Origin of the sequence: Mesobacterium hydrothermale (assembly GCF_035818635.1) — a bacterium.
Classification (GTDB): domain Bacteria; phylum Pseudomonadota; class Alphaproteobacteria; order Rhodobacterales; family Rhodobacteraceae; genus Mesobacterium_A; species Mesobacterium_A hydrothermale.
This window is the reverse complement of the sequence record NZ_JAYLLH010000014.1, coordinates 19,513-43,982: the sequence shown is the minus strand read 5'-3', so window position 1 is coordinate 43,982 and position 24,470 is coordinate 19,513. Positions and strand designations below refer to the sequence as shown.

Below are 24,470 nucleotides of genomic sequence, written 5' to 3'. Positions count from 1 at the left end.
GACCGGGCACAGTCAGGAATACCTTACGTTTGGGAAGGCGCATATGAGGCGATCCGCCGGGACGGCCTCTTGCGCCGTGTCCCGGTTCGGTCGGCACGGCCCCAAAAAGCAAAAAGACCGCCCCGGACGGGCGGCCTGTTTGGTGCATTGGTCGTGCGCATGGACTGTGCATGCCATGTGCATCGGATGTGCATTGCCCGTTCGGGCGGGGCCTAGAGCCCCAGTTTCGCCGTCACGATCTGGTTGACGGCGGCCGGGTTGGCCTTGCCACCGGTGGCTTTCATCACCTGTCCGACGAACCAGCCCGCCAGTTTCGGGTTCTGCTTGGCCTTTTCGACCTGCGCCGGGTTGGCGGCGATGACCGCGTCCACCGCGGCTTCGATCTCGCCGGTGTCGGTGACCTGTTTCAGGCCTTTTTTCTCAACGATTTCAGCCGGATCGCCGCCTTCGGTATAGACGATTTCGAACACGTCCTTGGCGATCTTGCCGCTGATGTCGCCGGCCTTGATCAGCTTGATGATCCCGGCCAGTTGTTCCGGGCTGACCGGGGTTTCGTCGATCGCGTGATCCTCTTTCTTAAGGCGTCCGAACAGTTCGTTGATGACCCAGTTCGCCGCCAGCTTGCCATCGCCGCATTCCGCTGCCACCGCTTCGAAATAGGCGGCGTTGGCGACCTCGGCGGTCAGCACTGATGCATCGTATTCCGAAAGGCCGAAGTCATTGACAAAGCGGGCTTTCTTGGCGTCCGGCAGTTCTGGAAGGCTGGCCGCGATGTCATCGACCCAGGCCTGCTCGATTTCCAGCGGCAGCAGGTCGGGATCGGGGAAATAGCGATAATCGTGCGCCTCTTCCTTGGACCGCATCGACCGGGTTTCGCCCTTGTCCGGATCATACAGGCGGGTTTCCTGGTCGATCTTGCCACCCGCTTCAAGGATGGCGATCTGGCGCCGCGCCTCGTAGTCGATGGCGGCCTGGATGAACCGCATCGAGTTCATGTTCTTGATCTCGCAGCGCGTGCCCAGATGCGAAAAATCCTGCGTTTCCTGGTATTTCTCGTACTGACCGGGGCGGCAGACCGACACGTTCACATCGGCGCGCAGGTTGCCGTTCTGCATGTTGCCGTCGCAGGTTCCCAGATAGCGCAGGATCTGGCGCAGCTTCCCGACATAGGCGGCGGCCTCTTCCGGGCCGCGGATGTCGGGGCGGCTGACGATTTCCATCAGCGCGACGCCGGTCCGGTTCAAATCGACGAACGACATTGCCGGGTCCATGTCGTGAATCGACTTGCCCGCATCCTGTTCGATGTGGATGCGTTCGATCCGCACCAGCCGCGCCACGCCCGGTTCCATGTCGACGATCACTTCGCCTTCGCCGACAATCGGTTCATAAAGCTGGGAAATCTGATAGCCCTGCGGCAGGTCGGGATAGAAATAGTTCTTGCGGTCAAACGCCGATTTCAGGTTGATCTGCGCCTTCAGGCCCAGACCGGTGCGCACCGCCTGTTCGACGCAGAATTCGTTGATCACCGGCAGCATACCGGGCATGGCCGCATCGACGAAAGACACGTTCGAATTGGGCTCGGACCCGAACTTCGTCGACGCACCCGAGAACAGTTTCGCCTGGCTGGCGACCTGGGCGTGCACTTCCATCCCGATCACCAGTTCCCAGTCGTGTTTCGCCCCGGCGATGACCTTGGGTTTGGGGGGGGTAAAGCTCAGATCCAGCATGGCGTCCTTCCTTGGAATAACGCAGCGGTTCTAAGTCAGGGACGGGGGCGGGGCAAGGCCCCTCAGGCGGGAACGACCGACACGCCGTCGGCGTCAAAGATCACACGGTTTCCGGCGCGGATTTGCGGGGCAAAGTGTTCCGCCAGTGCCGACAGCGCCCGCACGCGGCCCTTGCGCTGGGTGTCGCGTGTCGTGGGCAGGGGCGCAGGGTGCAGCACCGGTGTCACGTCCTGCATCCAGACCACCGGGTGGACTTCGCGCAGAAAATCGCGGGCGATCCAGTCGAAGCATTCGGCCACACGCGCCCGATTGCTGCCCGGCTCCGACCAGCCCGACAGGGTCTGTCCCGTGAAGGCGGCGAACAGGTTCACCGTGTGCTGTTCAGGCTGCAAGGCAAGGATATCGCACATGCCTTCGATAAAGAATTCCGGGTCCAGCCGCTCGAACGCGCCGTCGTCCATGGCAAGCGCATCAAGGTAAACCCAAGTATAGCCGCCAGCGCCCCACAGGTCGATGGTGCGGGCGGCGGTGCGGCGGGCTTGCAGTTCCAGCTGTTCATAGCTCCCGAACCAGCGCGGCAGCAGATGTACCCCCATCGCCCGCATGTGCCCGGGGCTGGCCGGGTCCAGGTCGATCAGGTCTTCATAGTCATCTGCCACGCGCTGGTCGGGGCGGCGCTCTGCAGCGAGCAGGGCGCAGCGCGCCGCGGCAAGGGTGGGGGCGTCCAGTTCGAATGGGTCGAAACGGTCGATGATGCGGGCCGCGGCGTTGAAGTGGCTGTGGAATCCGCCCTTGTTCAGGGTCGGCAGTTCCAATCCCCAGCTTTCGCCGCGCCAGGCCCAACCGATGTCGATATGGGCCAGGGCCACGACAAGGGCGACGCCATGGTCTTCGGAATTGTCTTCAAGGATGTCTTCCAGCGCCAGCAGCGTGTCGCGGGCCCCGGTTTCGTCGAACCGGCGAACCGCGGCCGCGGCGGCTTCGACCGCGTCGGCGCGGGCCCCGGCGGCCAACACGGCGGCAACAGGTGTGCCGCCAGGGGTGGTCACGCGGCGCTGGTCAAAGCTGCGGATCAGCTCTCCCAGCTCGGCCCAGGCTTCCTGTCGCGACAGGAATTGCCCCTGTTCAAAGTACCGGTTGTGGGCGCGCACGTCCTCTGTCCGGTCGCACATGGGGATCACAAGCCGGGGCATCAGCGGTGGGATATGCTCGTCTGCGAACCTGTCCTCGCGCGCTTTCTGGATCAGGCGAAGATGCGGCACCCGGGGCGGGCGGATCAAGCGCAATCCATTGAGAAAGGGCGACAATTTGGCAGGCAGTGTGGGCATTTACGACAGTGACCTCGGGCTTTCGTTGATCCCAAACTGCCGCTGCATTTGGGCGCATTTGGGGCGGCATCGGGGAGTTCGCGGGTCATTCCCAAGGAGTTTGAAAGAGGCTGCAGTGCAGCATCCTCCCGGGTGCGGATCCGCCAAGGGCTTGTCACATCAGGCAGAATCGGCGCATTTTTTCAGGCATGTCTGTTGTTTTACGCCGCGTGGTGCCCTTGGCGATTGGGGTCTTGTTGAGTGTCGAACATGCCGGCGCGGCCGAGGTTGCGCCGCTGACATCGTTGCGGCCTGTGGCCCGGACCGAGGTTTCCCTGACCGCGCGCTGGGACCATCGCCCCGGCAGCCCGGCTTGGACCCGCGCGGCACTGCGGGCGTTGCGCGGCCATGCCCGCGCCTTGCCGCAACTGACGCCGCGCGATATCGCGGATTGGTGTCCGGCCTATCCGACCGGAACGATCCAGCAGAGAGAGGCGTTCTGGATCGGCCCGATCTCGGCCCTGGCGAAGCATGAAAGCACCTGGCGCCCGACCGCCGTGGGCGGCGGCGGGCTGTGGTATGGCCTTTTGCAAATCCTGCCTGACACCGCGCGGCGCTACAACTGCCGCGCACGCAGCGGCGAGGCGTTGAAGAACCCGGTCGATAACCTGTCCTGCGGCCTGAGGATCATGGCGGTGACGGTGCCACGCGACGGGGTTGTGAGCCGTGACATGCGCGGGGTGGCGGCCGACTGGGGCCCGTTCCACAGCCGCACCAAACGCGAGGACATGATGCGCTGGACCCGCAGCCAAAGCTATTGCACGGCGCTGGGCCGGTCATTGCGCCCGGTGGCGCGGCGGGACTTGCAGGGGCCGGTCAGGCCCTGACCCGGTGCTGACGTGGCAAGGCGCGCAAGCCCTTTGGCCGCGGTTCGCCAAGCGCCATGACGGTGTCACGCAGCATCGCGGTTGCAAATTCGGATTGCCGGGGCAGGCTGTCGGGCGCGATCGGTGCACCAACGCGAATGCAAAACGGCTGACGCGCCTTGTTCAGCGTTTCGTGGAACAGCGTGATATCGCGCAACGTCGGATGGATCCGGTCGAACAGGTAGAACATCAGGGAATTGCGCGCGGTGATGTGGATCGGGATCACAGGCAGGTCGAACTTGCGCGCCAGCATCGCGGCAGAGCCCATCCACGGGCGCTCGTTCAGGTGCAGACCTTGGCGAAAGGCCAGCCGGCCAGACGGAAAGATGATGCCCAGACGCCCCTTGTCGACCGCGCGCCGGGTATAGGCCATGGTCTCGCGCGCCTTGGCGTGGCTACGCCGGTCCTGCCGCCATTCCACCGGGGCGATCAGGTCGGCCATCTGCGGCAACACGCGCAGGATATCGTTGTTGGCAAAGAAAAAGAGGTCTGGACGCATGGGCGCCAGCAGGTGGTGCAGGATCACCCCGTCGGCAATGCCGGTGGGATGGTTGCAGACCACCAGCGCGGGGCCGTGCAAGGGGATGTGGTGCAGGCCCTCGGCCTCGACCCGGCGGGCCACAAGGCGGCCCATCTCGTCCATGATCTGGCGGGCGGGCAGGTGTTCGAACTTCCCGGCCAGCGCAACCGTCCGTTCATAGCCCAGCAACCGGTCCAGGACGCGGCGGGCATGGCGCGACGCGGCCTCGGGCCGGAACAGCCACGGCGCACGGTCTGCAATCAAGGGGTCGATGCGGTCTCTCATGCAACCGCAATGACACATCCGTGCAACAACGCCGTGACAGCGCGTCAACGTCCGCCGGTCACATCCAGAAATGCCCCGGTGACATAGCTGGCCGCGTCCGACAACAGCCACAACAGCCCCTCGGCCACTTCCTCGGCCGTGCCTGGGCGGCGCAGGGGCGGGGTATGCCCCAGTTGCTGCACACGGTCGGGTTCGCCGCCCTTGGCGTGGATCTCTGTGGTGATGATGCCCGGGCGCAAGGCGTTGACCCGAATGCCTTCCGGCCCCAGTTCCAGCGCCATCCCCGTGGTCAGGGTTTCAATCGCGCCCTTGGTGGCGGCATAGTCGATATACTGGTTCGGGCTGCCCAAGCGCGCGGCGGCGGATGAGACGTTGACGATATGCCCGCCCTGATGCGTGCGCATGTGGATCACGGCCTGCCGGGCGACCTCGAACGCGCCAAGCACGTTGACGTCGAACACCTTGCGGACGCGCTCGGGGGTCAGGTCCTCGATGCTGCCCCTCGGGCTGACGATGCCGGCGTTATTGACAAGGTGCAGCGGGGCCGGGGGCAGGTCGTTGAGCGCAGCGAAAAGGCGCGTGACGTCTTCGGGCAGGGACACATCGACCTGCATCACCAGCACTTCTGACCCGGCGTTGCGGATGTCGGCTGCGACACGGTCGGCCCCGGCGCGGTCGCTGTTGTAGGTGATCACCACGCGCGGATAGCCGCGCGCGGCCCCCATGCGGGCGGTGGCCGCCCCGATTCCGGCGCTGCCGCCGGTGACCAGAAGCGTGGCGGTGGTTTGCATGGATGTCCCTCCCGTGGTGTGTGCGGCCTGTCAGCCTTCGAGTATGCGCGACACCATTTCCGATGTGTCACGCGACAGGCCCGGCTTGGCCATGATCCGCTTTAGCGCGGCCCTGGCATGGGCTTGGCGGCCGGCGTCATAGCGTTTCCAGGTCTGGAAGGCGGAACACATGCGCGCGGTGGTCTGCGGGTTCTTGTCGTCCAGCGTGATCAGCCAGTCCGCCAGCAGGGCGTAGCCCGCGCCGTCGGCGCGGTGGAACCCCGCGTGATGCATCGCCAAAGCGCCAAAGACCGCGCGGAACCGGTTGGGGTTCTTCCAGTCGAAATCGGGGTGCCGGGTAAGGGCGCGCGCGACCTCGACCGCCTGGTCGGGCTCTGCCGCGCCGACCTGCAGGCCGAACCACTTGTCCATGACCAGCCGATCCTCTTTCCACTGGTTGTAGAAAGACTTCACCGCCAAGTCGCCCTTGCCCGCGCGGATCAGGTTGCCCAGGGCAGACAGTTGCAACGTCATGTTGTCGGCCGCGTCATACTGCGCCTGTGCCGCCGCGCCGCCATCCAGACGGGTGGTCAGCGACAGCACCGCCGCACCAAGCGCGCGCTTGCCGGATTGGTCCGCATTGGGGGCGTAGGAGGCCGTCACCCAAGTGTCCTTGGCCAGACGCGGCAGCCTGTCGGCCCAGCGTTCCGCCATCGCCTGCCGCAGGGTTTCGACGGCGCGGTGGATCGCGTCGGGATCCGGGGTTTCACCCATTTCGAACAGGTTCTGTGCCAGTTCCGATTGCGTCGGCACCGCCAGCATCAGTTCGCGGAATGACGGGTCGAGCGTGTCGTCAAAGACCACCCGTTCCAGCCCGTCAAGCCATGCGGTGTCGGGCGCGGCACCGTCACGGATCATCGCCAGAATGCTGGCGCGGGCCAGTTCACGGCTGGCATCCCAGCGGCAGAACGGATCGGTGTCATGGGCCAACAGAAACGCACGTTCCTGCGGACTTTGATCGCGTTCCAGCACCACGGGCGCGGAGAATTCGCGCAGGATCGACGCAACGGGGCGCGATGCCAGCCCGTCGAAGGTAAAGCTCTGCGTGGCTTCGGTCATTTCCAGAACGGTGGTCGGCAGCACCTCGTCCCCGTTGGGGTTCAGCAGGCCCACGGCGATCGGGATCACCTGCGGGGCCTTGTCGGGCTGGCCGGGCGTGGGCGGCGTGTCCTGCGTGAAGGTCAGGGTATAGGTCCCGTCGGCCCAATCCTCGGCCACCTTCAGCCGGGGCGTGCCGGATTGGGAATACCAACGCTTGAACTGGGTCAGGTCGCGGCCGGTGGTGTCCTCGAACACCTTGAGCCAGTCTTCGATCGTCGCGGCGTCGCCATCGTGACGGTCGAAATACAGGTCCAGCGCTTTTGCATAGGCGTCGTCGCCCACCAGCCGGTTGAGCATCCCGATCACCTCGGCGCCCTTTTCATAGACGGTGGCGGTGTAGAAGTTGTTGATCTCCTGAAAGCTTTCGGGGCGGACGGGATGCGACAGCGGGCCCTGATCCTCGGGGAACTGGCGGCCGCGCAGGTCGATCACGTCGCTGATGCGTTTCACCGGGGCCGAGCGCAGGTCCGAGGTGAACTGGCTGTCGCGGTAAACCGTCAACCCTTCTTTCAGGCACAGCTGGAACCAGTCGCGGCAGGTGATGCGGTTGCCGGTCCAGTTGTGGAAGTATTCATGCGCGATGATCGCCTCGATCCGTTCGAAATTGGCATCGGTCGAGGTTTCCGGGCTGGCCAGGACGCAGGACGAATTGAAGATGTTCAGCCCCTTGTTTTCCATCGCGCCCATGTTGAAATCGTCGACGGCCACGATGTTGAAGATGTCCAGGTCGTATTCCCGGCCATAGACATCCTCGTCCCATTTCATCGACGCTTTCAGCGCGTCCATGCCGAAGGCGCATTTGCCCTCGTCCCCCGGGCGGACCCAGATGTTCAGCTCTACGTCTTTGCCGGATTTCGTGGTGAAGCGGTCGGGGTGGTTGACCAGGTCGCCCGCCACCAGCGCGAACAGGTAGGCCGGTTTCGGCCAGGGATCGTGCCATTCGGCCCAGCCATCGCCCTGGCCCGCCGGGTTGCCGTTGGACAGCTTGACGGGTTCGTCCCCCTCGATCCGCACGGTAAAGGTGCTCATCACGTCGGGACGGTCGGGGTAATAGGTGATCTTGCGGAAGCCTTCGGCCTCGCACTGGGTGCAATACATGCCGTTCGACATGTACAGCCCTTCCAGCGCGGTGTTTTCGGCCGGGGCGATTTCGACCTCGGCTTCCCAGGTAAAGTCGCATCCCGGTACGTCGCAGGTCAGGCCTTCGGGGGTGATATCGACGCTGACCGGGTTGCCGTCGATCTTGGCGGATTTCAGTTTCAGGTGTTCGCCATGCAGGAAGAACCGCCGTTCCGCCGCCGGGTCGGGGTTGGGCGAGAAGGTGATGGTGCTGAACACCCGCGTTTCCGTCGGGTGCAGCACAAAGCGCAGCGACACATCTTTCACGATCCAGCCGAAGGGTTTGTAATCTTTCAGGTAAATCGTCTGGGGTGCAGCGTCTTTCATCACTCTCTCCGGTGGGGCGTTGATGCCGATTGGCTTGGGCCTAACTGTGTGCCGAATGGAAAGGGGCTGCAAGCCATGGTCACGGTTTTATGGTTCAAACGCGATCTGCGGCTGGGCGATCACCCGGCGCTGGCCTTTGCGCTGGAACAGGGCGCGCCGGTGGTGCCGCTGTATATCGTAGAACCGGATTTGTGGCGGCTGCCTGACGCCTCGGCCCGGCACTACGGGTTCCTGTGCGAAAGCCTTGGGTCGTTGCGCGATGATCTGCGCGCCAAGGGGGCCGATCTGGTGCTGCGCGCGGGGGCGGCGGTGGAGGTGCTGGGCCGGTTGCGCGAAGAGGTGCGGTTCGATCACCTGGTCAGTCATGAGGAGACCGGCAACCAGTGGACCTATCAGCGTGACAAGGCGGTGGCGGCCTGGTGCCGGGGGCAGGGGGTGCCCTGGCGGGAACTGTCGCAATGCGGGGTGGTGCGGCGGCTGCGGGACCGCGACGGGTGGGCCGCCGCCCGCAACCGGTTCGTCTTTGCCACTCCGCTGCCGGCACCGGCGCGCATTCCGACGATGACCGTTCGGTCGCACCCGATCCCCGCGCTGGACCTGCCCGACCCGGCGCCATTGCGGCAACGTGGCGGGCGGGAGCGGGCGCAGCAGTTGCTGGACAGTTTTCTGACCGACCGGGGGCAGAGCTATCGCAGGGCGATGTCGTCGCCGCTGGACGGTGCCGAGGCCTGTTCCCGCCTGTCGCCGCACCTGGCCTTTGGCACCCTTTCGGTGCGCGAGGCGGTCGCTGCCACTGCCGCCCGCCAGCGGCAGGTGCGTGGCACGCGCACAGGCTGGGGCGGCAGCCTGACGTCGTTTCAGTCGCGGCTGGCCTGGCGAGACCATTTCATCCAGAAACTGGAGGACGAACCGGAGATCGAGCGCCGCAACATGCACCGCGCCTATGACGGGCTGCGGGGCAGCGACGACGCGCGGTTGCAGGCGTGGTGCCGGGGCGAAACCGGTCTGCCTTTCGTCGATGCCTGCATGCGGTCGCTGAACGCCACCGGCTGGCTGAATTTCCGCATGCGCGCCATGCTGATGAGCGTCGCCGCCTATCACCTGTGGCTGGACTGGCGCGGGCCGGGCGAACACCTGGCACGGATGTTCACCGATTACGAGCCGGGCATTCACTGGTCCCAGGTGCAGATGCAGTCGAACACGACGGGCATCAACACGCCGCGCATATACAACCCGGTGAAACAGGGGCAAGACCAGGACCCGACCGGCGTTTTCACCCGGCGCTGGCTGCCCGAACTGGCCCGAGTGCCCGATGCGCATTTGCAGGCGCCCTGGCGCTGGCAGGGGGCGGGGCAGGTGCTGGGGCATCTCTATCCCCGCCCGATTGTCGACCCCAGCGAGGCCGCCCGCCACGCGCGGGACGCGATCTGGGCGGTGCGGCGCGCGCCGGGATTTGCCTGCGAAGCACAGGGGGTGGTGAAGAAGCATGCCAGCCGAAAGGACAGTTCCGGGCATTTCGTCAACGACCGCGCCCCGCGGCGCAAGGCCCGTTCGCTTCAGTTGAGGTTCGACCTGTGAGGAAGAAATCCGACCTCCCGGTCAAGACCTGCGCCACCTGTGGGCGGCCGTTCACCTGGCGCAGGAAATGGGCGCGGGTCTGGGACGAGGTGCGGTATTGTTCGGAGCGGTGCCGGCGCGCGCGCGGGCGGACCTGACGGCTTTTTGAGTATTTTCAGAAAGATGAAAGGGATTGTTCGGAAAATCGGAAGGGTCTTTTTGCGGGTCCGCGTGTTTCGGATTGTTGCCTATCGAAAACTTCGGCCCTAGTTTGCACACCGTGGTATACGGGCGCAGGCTGAGGAGCGAGAAGATGGGCAAGCGGGTCGAGCGGTGCGGGTTGCAGGTGGACAGCCTTGTGGCGACGTTCATCGAGGAGCGGGCGTTGCCTGGAACGGATGTCTCGGCAGACGCGTTCTGGACGGGGTTGTCGGCGCTGGCGCATGACTTCGGGCCGCGCAATGCCGCCTTGCTGGCGCGGCGGGCAGACCTGCAACGGCAGATCGACGACTGGCACATCACCCATCGGGACCACCCGCACAACCACAGCGCCTACAAGACGTTCCTGCAGGACATCGGGTACCTGTTGCCCGAGGGGCCGGATTTCGAGATCGAGACCGCAAATGTCGATCCCGAGATCGCGTCGGTGCCCGGGCCGCAGTTGGTGGTGCCGATCACCAACGCGCGCTACGCCTTGAACGCGGCCAACGCGCGATGGGGCAGCCTGTATGATGCGTTCTACGGCACCGATGCGATGGGGGCGCTGCCGCCCAAGGGCCCGTTCGAGCGCGGCCGTGGCGCGCGTGTGGTGGCACGGGTGCGGGTGTTCCTGGACGAGGCGTTTCCGGTTGCGGGCACCAGCCATGCCGATGCGCGGCGTTATCACGTCCGGGACGGGCAGTTGATGGTCAACGACCTGCCGCTGGTCGATCCGTCGAAATTCATCGGCTATCGCGGGCATCCGAAGGCGCCCGACGGCGTCTTGCTGCGCAACAACGGGCTGCATGTCGAACTTGTCTTTGACCGGACCCACCCGATCGGGGCGCGCGACCAGGCCGGGCTGGCGGATGTGCAGATCGAAAGCGCGATTTCGGCGATCATGGACTGCGAGGATTCAGTCGCCTGCGTCGATGCCGCGGACAAGGTCCAGGCCTATGGCAACTGGCTGGGGCTGATGGTGGGCGATTTGCAGGAGCGTTTCGAGAAGGGCGGCAAGACCTTGACCCGGCAACTGAACGCCGACCGGGTCTATACCGCGCCGGACGGGCAGGGGATGACCCTGAAGGGCCGGGCACTGATGCTGGTGCGCAACGTCGGCCATCTGATGACCAACCCCGCGATCCTGCTGCGCGACGGCAGCGAGATTTTCGAGGGGCTGATGGACGCCATGGTGACCACGTTGGTCGCCATCCATGACCTCAAGCGGCAGGGCGGAAATTCGCTGCACGGATCTGTCTACGTGGTGAAGCCCAAGATGCACGGGCCGGAAGAGGTGGCCTTTGCCGATGACGTGTTCAGCCATGTCGAACAGGCGCTGGGCCTGCCGCGCCATACCGTGAAGCTGGGCATCATGGACGAGGAGCGCCGGACCAGCGTGAACCTGCGCGAATGTATCCGCGCGGCAAAGCACCGGGTCTGTTTCATCAATACCGGGTTCCTGGACCGGACCGGCGACGAAATTCACACCAGCATGGAAGCGGGGCCTTTCAGCCGCAAGGATTTCATCAAGCGCAAGGGCTGGATCGGGGCCTATGAGAACCGCAATGTCGATATCGGGCTGGCCTGCGGGCTTTCGGGCAAGGCGCAGATCGGCAAGGGCATGTGGGCGATGCCCGACCGGATGGCCGCCATGCTGGAATCGAAGATCGAACATCCCAAGGCCGGGGCGAACTGTGCCTGGGTGCCGTCGCCCACGGCCGCCACGCTGCATGCGCTGCATTATCACAAGGTCGACGTCTTCGCCGTCCAGGCCGGGCTGCGCGCGGGCGGGCCGCGGGCGCATGTCGACGGGCTGCTGGATATTCCGCTGGCCACCTATCGCCGCTGGACACAGGCGCAGATCCGCGCCGAGGTGGAAAACAACGCGCAGGGCATCCTGGGATATGTCGTGCGCTGGATCAACCAGGGTGTCGGCTGTTCCAAGGTGCCGGATATTCACGACGTCGGGTTGATGGAGGACCGCGCGACCTGTCGGATTTCGTCGCAGCACATTGCCAACTGGCTGCATCATGGCGTGGTCAGCCGCGACGAGGTGATGGAGATCATGAAGCGGATGGCCGCGGTGGTGGACCGGCAGAATGCCGGCGATCCGTTCTATACGGCCATGGCACCGGAGTTCGACGGGATTGCCTTCAAGGCCGCCTGCGACCTGGTGTTCGAGGGACGGGTGCAGCCGTCGGGCTATACCGAGCCGGTACTGCATGCGCGGCGGCTGGAGCTGAAGGCGGTCTGAGGCCGTCTGCCCTGTCCCTAGCCCTTGTTCGCGGGTGGCGGGCGCCAGACACGAGGGGGCTGTCTGCCCCCTCGGGCTCCCCCGAGGATATTTCGGGCAAGATGATGGGGGGCGTGGCGTTTTTGCGGGCGTTTGCACCGCCTGTGGGCATTTGCGCGGATGGGAAAGCTTTTCCACGGCGCTGGAATGGCTTACGTAACTGCCATCAGCAGCCAGAGGACACCCATGTCGCGCCCCATCGTCGGTATCATCGGTAACCAGCATCTGATCAACGACCAGTACCCGGCCCATGCCGGCGGGTCGATGAATTCCGAAGCGGTGGCCTGCGTGGCGGGCTGCATGCCGCTGCTGATCCCGGCGGACCCCCGGTTCGTTTCGGTGCCGGAACTTCTGGCGACCTGCGATGGATTCCTGTTGACCGGCGGGCGGCCCAACGTTCACCCCGAGGAATACGGCGAAGAGGCGACCGAGGCGCATGGTGCCTTTGACCGGGCACGCGATGCGATCACGCTGCCGCTGGTGCGGGCCTGTGTCGAACGCGGCCAGCCCTTCCTGGGCATCTGTCGCGGGTTTCAGGAGGTCAACGTGGCGATGGGCGGTTCGCTTTACCCCGAGATCCGCGACCTGCCGGGGCGGATGAACCACCGGATGCCGCCCGATGGCACGCTGGAAGAGAAATTCGCCCTGCGTCACGTCGTGCGCTTTGCCGAGGGCGGGCCGTTCCACCGCCTGATGGGCGCGCAGGAAGTGATGACCAACACGCTGCACGGGCAGGGGATCAAGACCCCCGGCAAGCGCATCGTGATCGACGGGCTTGCCCCGGACGGCACGCCAGAGGCGATTTTTGTCGAGGGTGCCGAGGGCTTTACCCTGTCGGTGCAATGGCACCCGGAATGGGATGCGGCGAACGATCCGGTCTCGCGCCCGCTGTTCACCGCCTTCGGGGATGCGGTCCGTGCCTGGGCGGACGGGCGGGTGCCGGTGCGGCAGGTTGAACACGCCTGACCCTTGCGCCTGCGCAAGGCGCACGAGCCGTTTTCGTGGCAGACTCACCAAAAACGGAGGGTTGTGCCATGACCACATTGATCGCCTATGCCACCACCGAAGGGCAGACCCGAAAAATCTGCCGCTTTGCCGCTGACCACCTTGTGGAGCTGGGGCAGTCGGTTGAATTGCTGAGTGTCGAGGATGCGGAAGGGATGGATGCGCACAGGTTCGATGCGGCGATCCTGGCCGGATCCGTTCACGCAGGCAAGGTGCAGCCCGCGTTGCTTGCCTTTGCCCGAGACCATGGCGCGGCGCTGTCACGGATGAAAACGCTGTACCTGCAGGTGTCGCTGTCCGCTGCGGGACATGACCCGCAGGAATGGGCCGAACTGGCGCGCATCGCGGACGGTGTCGCGGCCGAGATCGGCTGGACCCCGGGACGGACCGCGCAGATCGCCGGGGCGTTCCGGTTCACACAGTATGATTTCTTTCGCACGCTCGCGATGCGCTGGATCGCGCATCAGAAGGGCGAAGAGGTCGATCCCGGCGGCGACAAGGAATACACCGACTGGGACGGGTTGCGGGCGCTGCTGGACGAGTGGCGTTCCGAGGCCCCCCCAAGCTAAAGCGCCCTGGACGGGACCCGGGGCGCTGGCAGGTGTTCCCGTGCCCCAGCTGACGAAATCGAACGTCTTTGACAACGGCAGTTCCCGCGCGCGTTTGCCCGTCAGGTCGTACAGCGCGTTGGCCAGCGCCGGGGCGGCGGGCGGTGTGCCGGGTTCGCCCGCGCCGTTCAGGTGTTTCTGCACTTCCAGCACGGTCACCGTCACCCGGGGCATCGCGCTGATGCGCAGCCCGTCGTAGTCGGGGAAATTCCGCTGTTCGACCATGCCGTCGGCAAAGGTGATTTCCCCGCCGATCGCCGCCGACAACCCATAGACCATGCCTCCGGACATCTGCGCCTCGACGATCGAGGGGTCGAGCGCAACGCCCACGTCACAGGCGATCCAGGCATCGGTCATCCGGATCCGGCCGCCGTCGTCGCGGACCTCGATCACCGTGGCGACCGGGGTGCCGAAACTATAGACCATGGCCACGCCACGCCCCACCCCATCCGGGGTTGTCCCGGTCCAGCCCGACATCTCCTTGACTGCGCGCAGCACGGCGGCGGCGGGTTCCCAGGTCCGTTCCGCCATGTCCAGCCGGAAGGCCAGCGGGTCGGTGCCCGCCGCCACGGCCAGTTCGTCGATGAAACTTTCGTGGAAGAAGCCGTTGATCGAGGCGCCCACGGACCGCCAGAACCCGATGGGCACCGCCGGATCGGGGGCATAGCCGCGCACGCGGTAATTCGGGATCGCGTAGGGCTGGTTGAACAGGCCGTCGACGATGCTCTTGTCCGGGCCCGAGGGCGCGAAGCCTAGCCAGCGGTTCATCGCCTGCGGGGAAATCGCCGGGCTTGACACCTGCGCATCCAGCGCCACCGCCTTGCCATCCTTGACCGCGCCGCGCATCCGCGCCAGCGCGCCAGGGCGATAGAAGTCATGGGTCATGTCTTCCTCGCGGCTCCAGGTGGTCAGCACCGGGATCCCGGGCAGCGCCTTGGCTACGCGGGTGGCGAGGATGGCGAAATCGACCTCTCCGCGCCGACCGAAGCCGCCGCCAAGATAGGTGGTGTGCACCGTGACCTGCTCCTCGCTCAGCCCGGCCTCGTCGGCGCAATGCGCCCGTACAAAGGTGGGGGCCTGCCCGCCGGTCCAGACCTCCAGCCCGTCAGGTTTGATCCAGGCCAGCGCGCTCATCGGCTCCATCGTGGCATGGGCGAGGAAGGGCATCTTATACGCCGCTTCAACCGACGTGCTGCCTGCGACCGGCGTATCCACATTGCCATCGTCGCGCATCGTGGAATCCGGCGTCAGGTCGAACCCGGCCTCGATCGTCGCAAAGATCGCGTCGGTTTCGGGCGGGTAGGGGGCCGGGGCCCAGTCGAGGGTGATTGCGTTGGCCGCCTGGATCGCCAGCCAGGTGTTGCTGGCGATGACCGCCACGCCGTCGCCCAGGTCGACGATCTTTTCCACCCCCGGCATGGCCTCTGCCGCGCTGGCATCGAAGGACAGCATCCCGGCACGGCGCGGCGACATGCGCAGCGTGGCGAATTTCATCCCGGGCAGGCGCACGTCGATGGCGTATTGTGCAGTGCCGGTGGCTTTTTCCACCATGTCCACGCGCGGCAACGACGTGCCCAGCAGCTTCCAGGCCTCACGCGGGCGCAGGTCGACACTGGCGGGTTTGATCGCGGCGGCCTCGACCGCCAGGTCGGTATAGGGGATCGCGGTGCCATCGGGCGCGATGACCTGCCCGTTCTCGGTGCGCAGCTGGCCGGCCCCGATGCCCAGCCGCTTGGCTGCCGCGCCTTTCAGCATCTCGCGCGCGGCGGCACCGGCAACGCGCATCCGGTCATAGCCGTCCTTCATCGCGGTCGACCCGCCGGTCACCTGCATATCCAGCAGCTTGCCGGCATCGCCGATCTGCGTACCCAGCCAGTGCATGAACTCGGACCGGTCATAGCCCTTGCCCGGCACGACCTCTTCCAGCAGGGCCGAATTGTAATAGGCCTTGGCGGGCGGGCCATGGATCACCCGCACGTCGCGCCAGTCCAGGTCCATCTCCTCGGCCAGCAGCGCGGCCCAGGTGGTGCGGGTGCCTTGCCCCATCTCGGCGCGCGGCGCGATCAGGGTCACACCATCGCCGTCGATCACGACAAAGGCATTCAGCGCCGCGCCCCCGTCGGGGTCAGACAGCGGGTTCGGCGGGGTCTTCTTGACCTGCCAGATGCCGAAGGCCACGCCGCCGACAATCGCGGTAGAGCCAAACAGGAAAGTGCGGCGCGCGATCTTGCCAATGCTTGCCATGTCTCAGCCCTCCATCCCGGCGGCGGATTTGATCGCCGCGCGAATCCGCGGATAGGTGCCGCAGCGGCACAGGTTCCCGGCCATGGCACTGTCGATCTCTGCGTCGGTGGGCCTGGGGTTTTCCGCCAGCAGCGCTGCCGCCTGCAGGATCTGGCCCGACTGGCAATAGCCGCATTGCGCCACCTGGTGGTCGATCCAGGCCTGCTGCAGCGCCGACAGGGCGTCGGGTGTGCCGTGCCCCTCGATCGTGATCACGGCGCCCCAGACGTCGCCCAGCGCCACCTGGCAGGACCGTACGGCCTCGCCGTCGATCTGTACGGTACAGGCGCCGCAACTGGCGACGCCGCAACCGTATTTCGTGCCGGTTAGGTTCAGCGCATCGCGCAGCACCCACAGCAGCGGCACGTCCTCGGGCAGGTCCACCCTGTGGACGGTGCCGTTCACGGTCAGATCGACAGGCATGAAACTCTCCTCACGCGCAATGACATCTTGACAAAAATAGCACATTTTGTCATCGCGTCAATTGACAGTTTGGTGAATTTTTGTCACGACCGGATCATGACAGCGCAAGACGACGAAGGCGGCGGCAAGCAGAAGGCGATCCTCAAGGCCGCCTTCACCTGCTTTTCGCAATATGGGTTCCGCCGCACCTCGATGGAGGACATTGCAGCCGCGGCGGGCATGTCACGCCCGGCGCTCTACCTGCATTTCCGCAACAAGACCGACATCTTCCGGTCGCTGGTCCAAGTCTACTACGACGATGCGATCCGCATGGTGGCACAGGCGCTGTCCGAACCGGCCCCCCCCGAAGCCGTGCTGCAAAACGCCTTCCGCGCCCAGTCCGGCCAGATCGGAGAGGCGCTTCTGACCTCGCCGCACGGGGCGGAGCTGCTCGACACCGGCAACGCCACAAGCGCCGACATCGTTGCCGCCGGCGAAGCGCGGCTGGCCGGGCTCTATGCCAACTGGCTGCGGCAGCAGGCCCGGTCCGGCCTGATCGCACCGCTCCCCGACACGCACGGGACCGCCCGGCTGTTCATGGCGGCGCTCAAGGGCATCAAGACCCCGCCTTACGCGGATTACATCGCCAGCGTCGAACAGCTTGCCCGCCTGTTCGGCCGGGGCCTGCGCCCCTCCTGACACCTTCCCTGCCTGTCTTTGGTTTTCCAAATACCTCGGGGGTGAATGACGCCGAAGGCGGCAGAGGGGGCGGCGCCCCCTTGCGCGGGGCCTGCCCCGCGCCCGCTGGTGGCGTGAAATACTCGGCGCAATCCGGCTCTCTCAAACCTCGCCGCCTGCGATTTGGATCGCCTGGCCGTTCACGCTGCCGGAATGCTCGGAACACAGCCACAGCGCCGCCTCGGCCACCTCGTCCGGCGCGATCAGCCGACCGTGCGGATTGGTCCCGACCATGACCTGTCGGGCGGCCTCTTCGCTCATTCCGGTGCGGGCCATGATCCGGGTGACATTCGAGGACACGATCTCGGTGTCGACATAGGCCGGACACAGCGCGTTGAACGTATAGGGTTTGGTGGCGTAATCCGCCGCCAGGCCCCGGATCAGCCCGATCAGCCCGTGTTTCGTCGCGGTATAGCAGGGCGCCCCCTTCAGCCCCTTGATCCCGGCGATCGAGCTGACCCCGATCACCCGGCCCCAGTCGGTCTGAACCATGGACGACAGGCATTCGCGGATCGTCAGGAAGGCACCATCGAGGTTGATCGCCATCATCCGGCGCCAGAATTCCATGTCGGTGTTGTGCAGCGCGCGGCCTTCGGCGATGCCTGCGTTGGCGACGCAGATCTGCACCGGTCCATGCCGTGCCACCGCATCGGCCACGCCGTCGCGGACAGATGCTTCATCCGCCACGTCCATGGCCAGCGGCGTCATGGCGTGGCCTTTGGCGGCCTCTTCCAGCACGTCGATCCGGCGTCCGGTGATGGTCACCTTGGCCCCTTGGTCCGCCAGCGCCCGGGCGATGGCCAGCCCGATCCCGGTGCCGCCGCCGGTGACCAGCGCGTGTTTTCCCTTGAGCGTCATGTCTTGTCTCCCTCTCGTCCCGACGCAAAAGTGGCGTTTCGCGGGAGAAGTCGCAAGCCATGTCGTTTCTCGGTTGATTTATAAATTCGCATAGGTGAATTTGATGCCGCGATAGCCAAGGGAGGGTGGCATGATGAAACTGGCTCTGGCGGCGGTGGCCGCTGTGACCGCGCAGATGGTATCTGCGCACGAGGACATCGCGGATCAGTATCCGCAGTCCGAATTGTACAACAAGCCGGTACAGGTCATTCCCGGTGTCTATTCGGCCATCGGGGCCACGGCGCCGCCGACCTATGAAAATTCCGGCCACAACAACAACCTGTCCTTCATCGTCACCGGGGATGGCGTGATCGTCATCAATGGCGGGGCAAGCGTACGTCTTGCCAAGGCGCTCCATGACGAGATCAAGCAGGTCACCGATCAACCGGTGAAGCTGGTGATCAATGAAAACGGCCAGGGCCACGCGATGCTGGGCAATTCCTATTGGGCGGAGTTGGGCGTTGACATCCTGGCGCATGAAGACGCGATTGCCGAAGTCGAGGAAAATGGCGACTTCATCCTGATGGGGATGCAGCGTTACAATCAGGACAAGGCCGAAGGCACCACTGTTGCGATCCCGAACCTGTCGTTCAGCGACAAGTATGTGATCGAGATGGGCGACATCACCGTCGAGGCGCTGCACCTTGGTCCGGCACATGATCCGGGCGACGTTCAGGTCTGGATCCCGGACTGGGACATCGTCATTGCCGGTGACATCGCGTTCCACGAACGTATGCCGCCGATTTTCGAGGGCACCTGCACCAGTTGCTGGATCGAAACCTTCGAAGGCCCGTTTACCGATCTCGGTGCGACTTTTGTCATTCCGGGCCACGGGCACCCCACCAACATGGCGATGGTGACGCTGGAAACCACCGGATACCTGCGCGACTTGCGCGAAAAGATCGGTGCCCATATCGAAGACGGCGGCGACATGGCCGAGGCCTACTACGTCGACCAGTCGCGGTGGAGCTATCTTGACACGTTCGAGGAATTGGCCACCAAGAATGCCGGACGCGTTTACGAGGAAATGGAGTGGGAATGATCCCAGCACCCAAGATCGCCCTCGCCGGTGTTCTGGTCGCGGCCAGTCTGGCCGCGGCGCCGGTATTGGCGCAGGACGATGCCGTTGCCGAGGCGGTGATCGACTACATGGATTTCGCCACCTACGAGGCCGGGATCATCCTGCCGAACCAGATCGACCAGACAGTGTTCGACGCGGCGACCTTTATCGACACCCGCGACGCGGAACAGTTCGGCAAGGACACGATCCCGGGGGCGGTCAATATCGAATGGCGTGAAATCCCCGGCCGGCTGGACGAAATCCCCGACAGTGGCCTTGTCATCCTGTTCTGCAACACTGGCAGCCTGTCGGCGCAGGCCACCTTTGCCGCCCGGCTGATGGGGCGCGAAAACGTGGTGGTTCTGCAATCCGGCATCAACGGCTGGCACCAAGACTCGGCGTACAAGCCCTGATGTTCAAGTGGATCGATATCCCGCCGGTCTGGCTTGCGGGCGCGCTGGCGCTGGCTTGGGTGCAAAAGACCCATTACAGCTATGGCCTGACGTTCGGGCCCGTGGTTGCCGATCTTTTGGGCGGTCTGCTTGTGGGCGGCGGTCTTGTTCTGATCGCGCTGGCCTTTTACGAAATGCGCCGTCACCATACCACCATCGTACCGCATCTGGAGGCAAGTACACTTGTCACAAGCGGCATCTACAAACGGTCGCGCAACCCGATCTATCTGGGTGATTCGCTGATCCTGACAGGGATGATTCTGTATTGGGATTCGGTGTTGGCGCTACCACTTATCCCAGTGTTTTTCTGGGTAATTGAACGCCGTTTCATTTTCCCTGAAGAAGAGAGATTGCGGCGAAAGTTTCTTGCGCAGTTCGCCAGATATGCGCAACAAACGCGAAGATGGGTGTGACCTTCGTGCGACCTGTCGTCGTTGTACCCTTTGCCTGATTGTCAGGCATTGCTTCCCCGGATAGGCCCAACATCCAAGGGGGGGAGCACCCTTAATCCATGCAAGTCTGACGCAAGAGAGGACGCGAAACGTGAAAATCGGAACGCCAAAAGAGGTGATGGAGGGTGAGGCACGCGTTGCCATGACCCCCGACTCGGCGCGCCAGCTGCAAAAGCTGGGATATGAGTGCGCCATCGAAACCGGGGCCGGTGCCGCTGCTGGGTTCAGCGACGCCACATACGAAGAAGCCGGTGTCGAAATCATCAAGACCGCCGCAGCGCTGTGGAAGGATGTGGATATCATCGCCAAGGTGCGTATCCCGACCGACACCGAACTGAAGCGCCTGACCCCAGAAAAGACCCTGATCACCTTCTTCAATCCCGGTGGCAATACCGAGGGTCTGGAGCTGGCGAAGTCCAAGGGCGCCAACGTCATCGCGATGGAAATGGTCCCGCGTATCTCGCGTGCGCAGAAGATGGACGCGCTGTCGTCCATGGCCAACATCGCGGGCTATCGCGCCGTAATTGAAGCGGGCAACAATTTTGGCCGCTTCTTCACCGGTCAGATCACCGCAGCGGGCAAGGTTCCCCCGGCCAAGGTTCTGGTTGTCGGCGCCGGTGTGGCCGGTCTGGCCGCCATCGGTACCTCGACCAGTCTGGGCGCGATCACCTATGCGTTCGACGTGCGTCCCGAAGTGGCCGAGCAGGTCGAATCCATGGGCGCCGAATTCGTCTATCTGGACTTCGAAGAAGAACAGCAGGACGGTGCGGCAACCGGTGGCTACGCTTCTGTCTCGTCGCCCGAGTTCCGTGAAGCGCAACTTGCCAAGTTCCGCGAACTGGCTCCGGAAATCGACATCGTCATCACGACCGCGCTGATCCCGAACCGCGAAGCGCCGAAGCTGTGGCTGGCCGACATGGTCGCCGCGATGAAGCCGGGGTCGGTCATCGTCGACCTTGCTGCCGAGAAGGGTGGTAACGTCGAAGGCACCGTGATGGACGAGAAAGTTGTCACCGACAACGGCGTGACCATCATTGGCTACACCGACTTCCCCAGCCGGATGGCGTCGCAGTCGTCCACGCTGTATGCCACCAACATCCGTCACATGATGACCGACCTGACCCCGAACAAGGACGGTCAGATCGTGCACAACATGGAAGACGACGTGATCCGTGGCGCCACCGTCACCTTCCAGGGCGAAATCACCTTCCCGCCGCCGCCGCCGAAAGTGCAGGCGATTGCCGCGCAGAAGAAGGAAAAGCCAAAGGAACTGACGCCGGAAGAAAAGCGCGCGCAGGAAGTTGCCGCATTCAAGGCGCAGACCCGCAGCCAGGTGACCCTGCTGGCGGTGGGCGCGGCGCTGATGATGCTGGTCGGTGCCTTTGCCCCGGCAAGCTTTATGGCGCACTTCATCGTCTTCGTGCTGGCCTGCTTTGTCGGCTTCCAGGTGATCTGGAACGTCAGCCACTCTCTGCACACGCCGCTGATGGCTGTGACGAACGCCATTTCCGGCATCGTCATCGTCGGCGCGCTGCTTCAGGTTGGCTCGGGCAACTGGCTGGTCGTCACGCTGGCGTCGATCTCGGTGCTGATCGCAACGATCAACATCGTCGGCGGCTTCATGGTGACGCGCCGTATGCTCGCCATGTTCCAGAAATCGTAAGTTAGGGAGCAGAGACAATGAGCATCGGTATCGTTACCGCAGCCTATATCGCGGCTGCAGTCCTCTTCATCCTCTCCCTTGGCGGTCTGTCCGGCCAGGAGAGCGCAAAGCGCGCCGTCTGGTACGGCATCGTCGGCATGGCGCTGGCCATGGTCGCCACGATCTTTGGCCCGGGCGTCGGCAACTACGTCATCTTGCTGGTCATGATCCTGGCGGGGGCCGGCATCGGTCAGCTTGTCGCCAAGCGCGTCGAAATGACGGAAATGCCCCAGCTGGTCGCGGCGCTGCACAGCTTCGTCGGTCTGGCAGCGGTGTTTATCGGCTATAACGCCTATATCGAACTGGTCCGCGTGCTGGAACTGAAGGCGACCCTGTCGCCGACCCTGAACGCGACCGGCATCGAAGCGGCGCTGCATGACATGGGCGTCAAGGGCTTTGCCGCCGTTCTGGCGCACAAGGACGGCGTCGAGCAGGCCATCCTGAAGGTCGAAGTGTTCCTGGGTGTCTTCATCGGCGCCGTGACCTTCACCGGGTCGGTCATCGCCTTTGGCAAACTGGCTGGCAAGGTTGACGGCAAGGCAAAGAAGCTGCCGGGCGGTCACGTGCTGAACGCCTCTGCCGCGATCCTGTCGCTGATCCTGATGATCCTGTTCCTGAACGGCGCGGGCATCTGGACGCTGATCATCATGACCCTGCTGGCGTTCTTCATCGGTTACCACCTGATCATGGGCATCGGCGGCGCCGACATGCCGGTCGTCGTGTCGATGCTGAACTCCTATTCGGGCTGGGCGGCGGCTGCCATCGGCTTTACGCTGGGCAATGACCTGCTGATCGTCACCGGTGCTCTTGTCGGTTCGTCCGGTGCGATCCTGTCTTACATCATGTGTAAGGCCATGAACCGGTCGTTCATCAGCGTGATCCTGGGCGGTTTCGGTGGCACCACCGGTCCGGCGATGGAAGTCGAAGGCGAACAGATCGCGATTGACGCCGATGGCGTTGCGCAGGCTCTGGAAGACGCGGACAGCGTCATCATCATCCCGGGGTACGGCATGGCCGTGGCACAGGCACAGCAATCGGTTTCCGAACTGACCAAGCGGCTGCGCGCCAAGGGCAAGGAAGTGCGTTTCGCGATCCATCCGGTCGCCGGCCGTCTGCCGGGCCACATGAACGTGCTGCTGGCCGAAGCGAAGGTGCCGTATGACATCGTTCTGGAAATGGACGAGATCAACGATGACTTCCCGGACACCGATGTGGCGATCGTGATCGGCTCGAACGACATCGTGAACCCCGCCGCGCAGGAAGACCCGAACAGCCCCATCGCCGGTATGCCGGTTCTGGAATGCTGGAAGGCCAAGCAGGTCTTCGTGTCGAAGCGTGGTCAGGGCACCGGCTATTCGGGCATCGAGAACCCGCTGTTCTACAAAGAGAACACCCGGATGTTCTATGGCGACGCGAAAAAGAGCCTGGACGAGCTGCTGACCAAGATCAGCGCCTGATCCAAGTCGGGACAATGAAGCACGGGAAGGCCCCGCCGGGTTCGGCGGGGCCTTTTCAATTTGGTTGGGTCTGGGGCCGGTTGCAAGTGGCGCATTTATTTCCTACCTTTTTGGTAGGAAAAGGGGCCGCCATGCAGACTTCGCACCATTGGAGCAACCTTCTGCCGGACATGGCAGAACAGATGGCGGAGCCGTTGCTGGCCACATTGCGCCTGCTGGCGCGCCAACGGCAAGCCCACCCGGACGATCGGCTGGATCACCCTTTGGCGCATTTGCTGGACGAAATCGCAAAATTGCAGGATGGCCCATTGCACTTTGCCGCATGCGGTAGCCAAGTGCGCAGCTTTGACGAAGAGTGGTTGACCGCCCTGGTCCGTGCACGGCTGCGCAACGATGCGGAGAGCTATGCGTTCCTGCTGCGCAGCCGGTTTTCAGAGCACGCTGTCAGTCGCCTGCATTTCGCGTTGAACCACGTGCACGCGACGCTGGGTCTGTTTGGCTGACAGCCCGATCAGCGCGACGTCTGCGCAATGTCGATCATGTCGATCAGCGCGGTCATGTTCTGGGTCACCGACCCGGGGTCGCAGGTCAGCGTGGCGATTTCATTGCCGTCCTTCAGTACAAGGATCCCACCTTCGATCTCGGCGTTGGTGTTGCGATCCACGGACCAGAACACTTCGTAGGCATAGCCGCCGGCCACTGGGAAAGTGATGGATTCACTGATGTAGCGGCCCATACCCGACCAAGGCCGCGCGATCAGCGCGGCCTTGTCGATCACGATTCCCTTTTCCACCACACCATTGCGATTGAAAAACCCATAGCTCGCCATGTTGCCGTCCAGCCAGAAGGCATCGCAAAGCTCAACTGCCTTGGCCCCACCCTTGAAGGTGCACGCAAACATTTCCGACCCGTCGATTTCGCAAAACTGGCCTGCAGATGCGGCGTTGGCCCCGAAAATGCACAGTGCGATGCAAGAAAGGAATTTCACTGTCTCTTGTCCTTGTAGAGTGGGTCTGTGGCACCGCAAATCTGATGCCGGACCATGACTGTAGCACCATGATCCAACGATCCGAACCCTTTGCATAGACAGCAAAATCAGGTCTTGAACCGGTGCGGAATAGGCATAAGTATGCAGTTCCCAAAAATTCGAATCAGAGGTGACCCGAGAATAATGATATACTTTCAGATACTTACCGGCCTTCTCAAATGGGCGCATAGCATAAG

The 24,470-nt window shown here is 64.1% G+C and carries 21 protein-coding genes and 1 pseudogene; 13 read left to right on the top strand and 9 right to left on the bottom strand.

The annotated features are described in order from the left end of the window. Positions 1-212 precede the first annotated feature (212 nt). Positions 213-1,727, bottom strand: coding sequence for an Asp-tRNA(Asn)/Glu-tRNA(Gln) amidotransferase subunit GatB (gene gatB, locus VK792_RS11540; RefSeq protein ID WP_326297641.1), 1,515 nt, complete (start codon positions 1,725-1,727; stop codon positions 213-215). A gap of 62 nt (positions 1,728-1,789) precedes the next feature. Further along, the gene (locus tag VK792_RS11535) at positions 1,790-3,007 is read right to left on the bottom strand and encodes a hypothetical protein (protein WP_326297640.1); all 1,218 of its coding nucleotides are present in this window, start codon (positions 3,005-3,007) and stop codon (positions 1,790-1,792) included. A 236-nt stretch (positions 3,008-3,243) separates the two neighbouring features. On the opposite strand from VK792_RS11535, the gene VK792_RS11530 reads away from it, so the two are divergent. Next, a complete protein-coding gene (locus VK792_RS11530; protein ID WP_326297639.1) occupies positions 3,244-3,921 on the top strand; it encodes a transglycosylase SLT domain-containing protein in 678 nt (225 codons plus the stop codon). Here the strand turns inward: VK792_RS11530 and VK792_RS11525 are convergent. Genes VK792_RS11525 through pepN form a run of 3 tightly spaced genes read right to left on the bottom strand, consistent with a single transcriptional unit; the run spans position 3,911 to position 8,142 of the window. Then, on the bottom strand, positions 3,911-4,765 hold the full coding sequence (locus tag VK792_RS11525) for a 1-acyl-sn-glycerol-3-phosphate acyltransferase (protein WP_326297638.1): 855 nt from the start codon (positions 4,763-4,765) through the stop codon (positions 3,911-3,913). The genes VK792_RS11530 and VK792_RS11525 overlap by 11 nt on opposite strands. A gap of 44 nt (positions 4,766-4,809) precedes the next feature. Further along, positions 4,810-5,556 carry an SDR family oxidoreductase gene (locus VK792_RS11520; RefSeq protein ID WP_326297637.1) on the bottom strand — a complete coding sequence of 249 codons (747 nt, stop codon included), beginning with the start codon at positions 5,554-5,556 and terminating at the stop codon, positions 4,810-4,812. Between the two features lie 30 nt (positions 5,557-5,586). Next, the gene (pepN, locus tag VK792_RS11515) at positions 5,587-8,142 is read right to left on the bottom strand and encodes an aminopeptidase N (protein ID WP_326297636.1); all 2,556 of its coding nucleotides are present in this window, start codon (positions 8,140-8,142) and stop codon (positions 5,587-5,589) included. A gap of 75 nt (positions 8,143-8,217) precedes the next feature. Here pepN and VK792_RS11510 point away from each other — a divergent pair, with 75 nt between their 5' ends. The 5 genes from VK792_RS11510 to VK792_RS11490 all read left to right on the top strand — a co-directional run bounded on the left by VK792_RS11510 (position 8,218) and on the right by VK792_RS11490 (position 13,764). Next, complete coding sequence (locus tag VK792_RS11510) at positions 8,218-9,720, top strand: deoxyribodipyrimidine photo-lyase (RefSeq protein WP_326297635.1); 1,503 nt, start codon at positions 8,218-8,220, stop codon at positions 9,718-9,720. Then, positions 9,717-9,857, top strand: coding sequence for a DUF2256 domain-containing protein (locus VK792_RS11505; protein ID WP_326297634.1), 141 nt, complete (start codon positions 9,717-9,719; stop codon positions 9,855-9,857). Before VK792_RS11510 ends, VK792_RS11505 begins: the two co-directional genes overlap by 4 nt. A gap of 155 nt (positions 9,858-10,012) precedes the next feature. Continuing rightward, the gene (locus VK792_RS11500; RefSeq protein ID WP_326297633.1) at positions 10,013-12,151 is read left to right on the top strand and encodes a malate synthase G; all 2,139 of its coding nucleotides are present in this window, start codon (positions 10,013-10,015) and stop codon (positions 12,149-12,151) included. Between the two features lie 225 nt (positions 12,152-12,376). After that, positions 12,377-13,156, top strand: a complete 780-nt coding sequence (locus VK792_RS11495) for a gamma-glutamyl-gamma-aminobutyrate hydrolase family protein (protein ID WP_326297656.1) — start codon at positions 12,377-12,379, stop codon at positions 13,154-13,156. A 68-nt stretch (positions 13,157-13,224) separates the two neighbouring features. Continuing rightward, positions 13,225-13,764 (top strand): flavodoxin domain-containing protein, encoded by a 540-nt coding sequence (locus VK792_RS11490; protein ID WP_326297632.1) that lies wholly within the window; start codon positions 13,225-13,227, stop codon positions 13,762-13,764. A gap of 51 nt (positions 13,765-13,815) precedes the next feature. On the opposite strand, the pseudogene VK792_RS11485 reads toward VK792_RS11490, so the two are convergent. Then, positions 13,816-16,047, bottom strand: a pseudogene (locus VK792_RS11485) (xanthine dehydrogenase family protein molybdopterin-binding subunit); the annotation flags it as partial. A gap of 3 nt (positions 16,048-16,050) precedes the next feature. Beyond that, positions 16,051-16,509, bottom strand: a complete 459-nt coding sequence (locus VK792_RS11480; RefSeq protein ID WP_326297631.1) for a (2Fe-2S)-binding protein — start codon at positions 16,507-16,509, stop codon at positions 16,051-16,053. 96 nt (positions 16,510-16,605) lie between these two features. On the opposite strand from VK792_RS11480, the gene VK792_RS11475 reads away from it, so the two are divergent. Beyond that, a complete protein-coding gene (locus VK792_RS11475; RefSeq protein WP_326297630.1) occupies positions 16,606-17,187 on the top strand; it encodes a TetR/AcrR family transcriptional regulator in 582 nt (193 codons plus the stop codon). A 141-nt stretch (positions 17,188-17,328) separates the two neighbouring features. Here VK792_RS11475 and VK792_RS11470 read toward each other — a convergent pair whose 3' ends face one another. Beyond that, a complete protein-coding gene (locus VK792_RS11470) occupies positions 17,329-18,084 on the bottom strand; it encodes an SDR family NAD(P)-dependent oxidoreductase (RefSeq protein ID WP_326297629.1) in 756 nt (251 codons plus the stop codon). Positions 18,085-18,217: 133 nt separating this feature from the next. Between VK792_RS11470 and VK792_RS11465 the strand changes: the two genes are divergently transcribed. The 6 genes from VK792_RS11465 (at position 18,218) to VK792_RS11440 (ending at position 23,749) form a co-directional block, all read left to right on the top strand. Further along, a complete protein-coding gene (locus tag VK792_RS11465) occupies positions 18,218-19,165 on the top strand; it encodes an MBL fold metallo-hydrolase (protein WP_326297655.1) in 948 nt (315 codons plus the stop codon). Further along, entirely contained in the window at positions 19,162-19,596 is a 435-nt protein-coding gene (locus VK792_RS11460) for a rhodanese-like domain-containing protein (RefSeq protein ID WP_326297628.1), read from the top strand. Before VK792_RS11465 ends, VK792_RS11460 begins: the two co-directional genes overlap by 4 nt. Next, positions 19,596-20,048 (top strand): methyltransferase family protein, encoded by a 453-nt coding sequence (locus VK792_RS11455; protein ID WP_326297627.1) that lies wholly within the window; start codon positions 19,596-19,598, stop codon positions 20,046-20,048. The genes VK792_RS11460 and VK792_RS11455 overlap by 1 nt, the downstream gene beginning before the upstream one ends. A gap of 130 nt (positions 20,049-20,178) precedes the next feature. Continuing rightward, positions 20,179-21,750: a Re/Si-specific NAD(P)(+) transhydrogenase subunit alpha gene (locus VK792_RS11450; protein WP_326297626.1), complete on the top strand. Its 1,572-nt coding sequence runs from the start codon at positions 20,179-20,181 to the stop codon at positions 21,748-21,750. A gap of 17 nt (positions 21,751-21,767) precedes the next feature. After that, a complete protein-coding gene (gene pntB / locus VK792_RS11445; protein WP_326297625.1) occupies positions 21,768-23,246 on the top strand; it encodes a Re/Si-specific NAD(P)(+) transhydrogenase subunit beta in 1,479 nt (492 codons plus the stop codon). 14 nt (positions 23,247-23,260) lie between these two features. After that, on the top strand, positions 23,261-23,749 hold the full coding sequence (locus tag VK792_RS11440; RefSeq protein ID WP_326297624.1) for a hypothetical protein: 489 nt from the start codon (positions 23,261-23,263) through the stop codon (positions 23,747-23,749). An 8-nt stretch (positions 23,750-23,757) separates the two neighbouring features. Here the strand turns inward: VK792_RS11440 and VK792_RS11435 are convergent, their stop codons facing one another. Further along, on the bottom strand, positions 23,758-24,234 hold the full coding sequence (locus tag VK792_RS11435; RefSeq protein ID WP_326297623.1) for a hypothetical protein: 477 nt from the start codon (positions 24,232-24,234) through the stop codon (positions 23,758-23,760). Between the last annotated feature and the right edge of the window lie 236 nt (positions 24,235-24,470).

What these genes read in the sequence shown, in the direction of transcription:
- VK792_RS11480 (WP_326297631.1), bottom strand. Translation starts at nt 16,509, where the DNA reads ATGCCTGTCGATCTGACCGTGAACGGCACCGTCCACAGGGTGGACCTG.
- VK792_RS11475 (WP_326297630.1), top strand. Translation starts at nt 16,606, where the DNA reads ATGACAGCGCAAGACGACGAAGGCGGCGGCAAGCAGAAGGCGATCCTC.
- VK792_RS11500 (WP_326297633.1), top strand. Translation starts at nt 10,013, where the DNA reads ATGGGCAAGCGGGTCGAGCGGTGCGGGTTGCAGGTGGACAGCCTTGTG.
- VK792_RS11460 (WP_326297628.1), top strand. Translation starts at nt 19,162, where the DNA reads ATGATCCCAGCACCCAAGATCGCCCTCGCCGGTGTTCTGGTCGCGGCC.
- gatB (WP_326297641.1), bottom strand. Translation starts at nt 1,727, where the DNA reads ATGCTGGATCTGAGCTTTACCCCCCCCAAACCCAAGGTCATCGCCGGG.
- VK792_RS11490 (WP_326297632.1), top strand. Translation starts at nt 13,225, where the DNA reads ATGACCACATTGATCGCCTATGCCACCACCGAAGGGCAGACCCGAAAA.
- VK792_RS11455 (WP_326297627.1), top strand. Translation starts at nt 19,596, where the DNA reads ATGTTCAAGTGGATCGATATCCCGCCGGTCTGGCTTGCGGGCGCGCTG.
- VK792_RS11530 (WP_326297639.1), top strand. Translation starts at nt 3,244, where the DNA reads ATGTCTGTTGTTTTACGCCGCGTGGTGCCCTTGGCGATTGGGGTCTTG.
- pepN (WP_326297636.1), bottom strand. Translation starts at nt 8,142, where the DNA reads ATGAAAGACGCTGCACCCCAGACGATTTACCTGAAAGATTACAAACCC.
- VK792_RS11470 (WP_326297629.1), bottom strand. Translation starts at nt 18,084, where the DNA reads ATGACGCTCAAGGGAAAACACGCGCTGGTCACCGGCGGCGGCACCGGG.
- VK792_RS11465 (WP_326297655.1), top strand. Translation starts at nt 18,218, where the DNA reads ATGAAACTGGCTCTGGCGGCGGTGGCCGCTGTGACCGCGCAGATGGTA.
- VK792_RS11495 (WP_326297656.1), top strand. Translation starts at nt 12,377, where the DNA reads ATGTCGCGCCCCATCGTCGGTATCATCGGTAACCAGCATCTGATCAAC.
- VK792_RS11440 (WP_326297624.1), top strand. Translation starts at nt 23,261, where the DNA reads ATGAAGCACGGGAAGGCCCCGCCGGGTTCGGCGGGGCCTTTTCAATTT.
- VK792_RS11520 (WP_326297637.1), bottom strand. Translation starts at nt 5,556, where the DNA reads ATGCAAACCACCGCCACGCTTCTGGTCACCGGCGGCAGCGCCGGAATC.
- VK792_RS11525 (WP_326297638.1), bottom strand. Translation starts at nt 4,765, where the DNA reads ATGAGAGACCGCATCGACCCCTTGATTGCAGACCGTGCGCCGTGGCTG.
- pntB (WP_326297625.1), top strand. Translation starts at nt 21,768, where the DNA reads ATGAGCATCGGTATCGTTACCGCAGCCTATATCGCGGCTGCAGTCCTC.
- VK792_RS11510 (WP_326297635.1), top strand. Translation starts at nt 8,218, where the DNA reads ATGGTCACGGTTTTATGGTTCAAACGCGATCTGCGGCTGGGCGATCAC.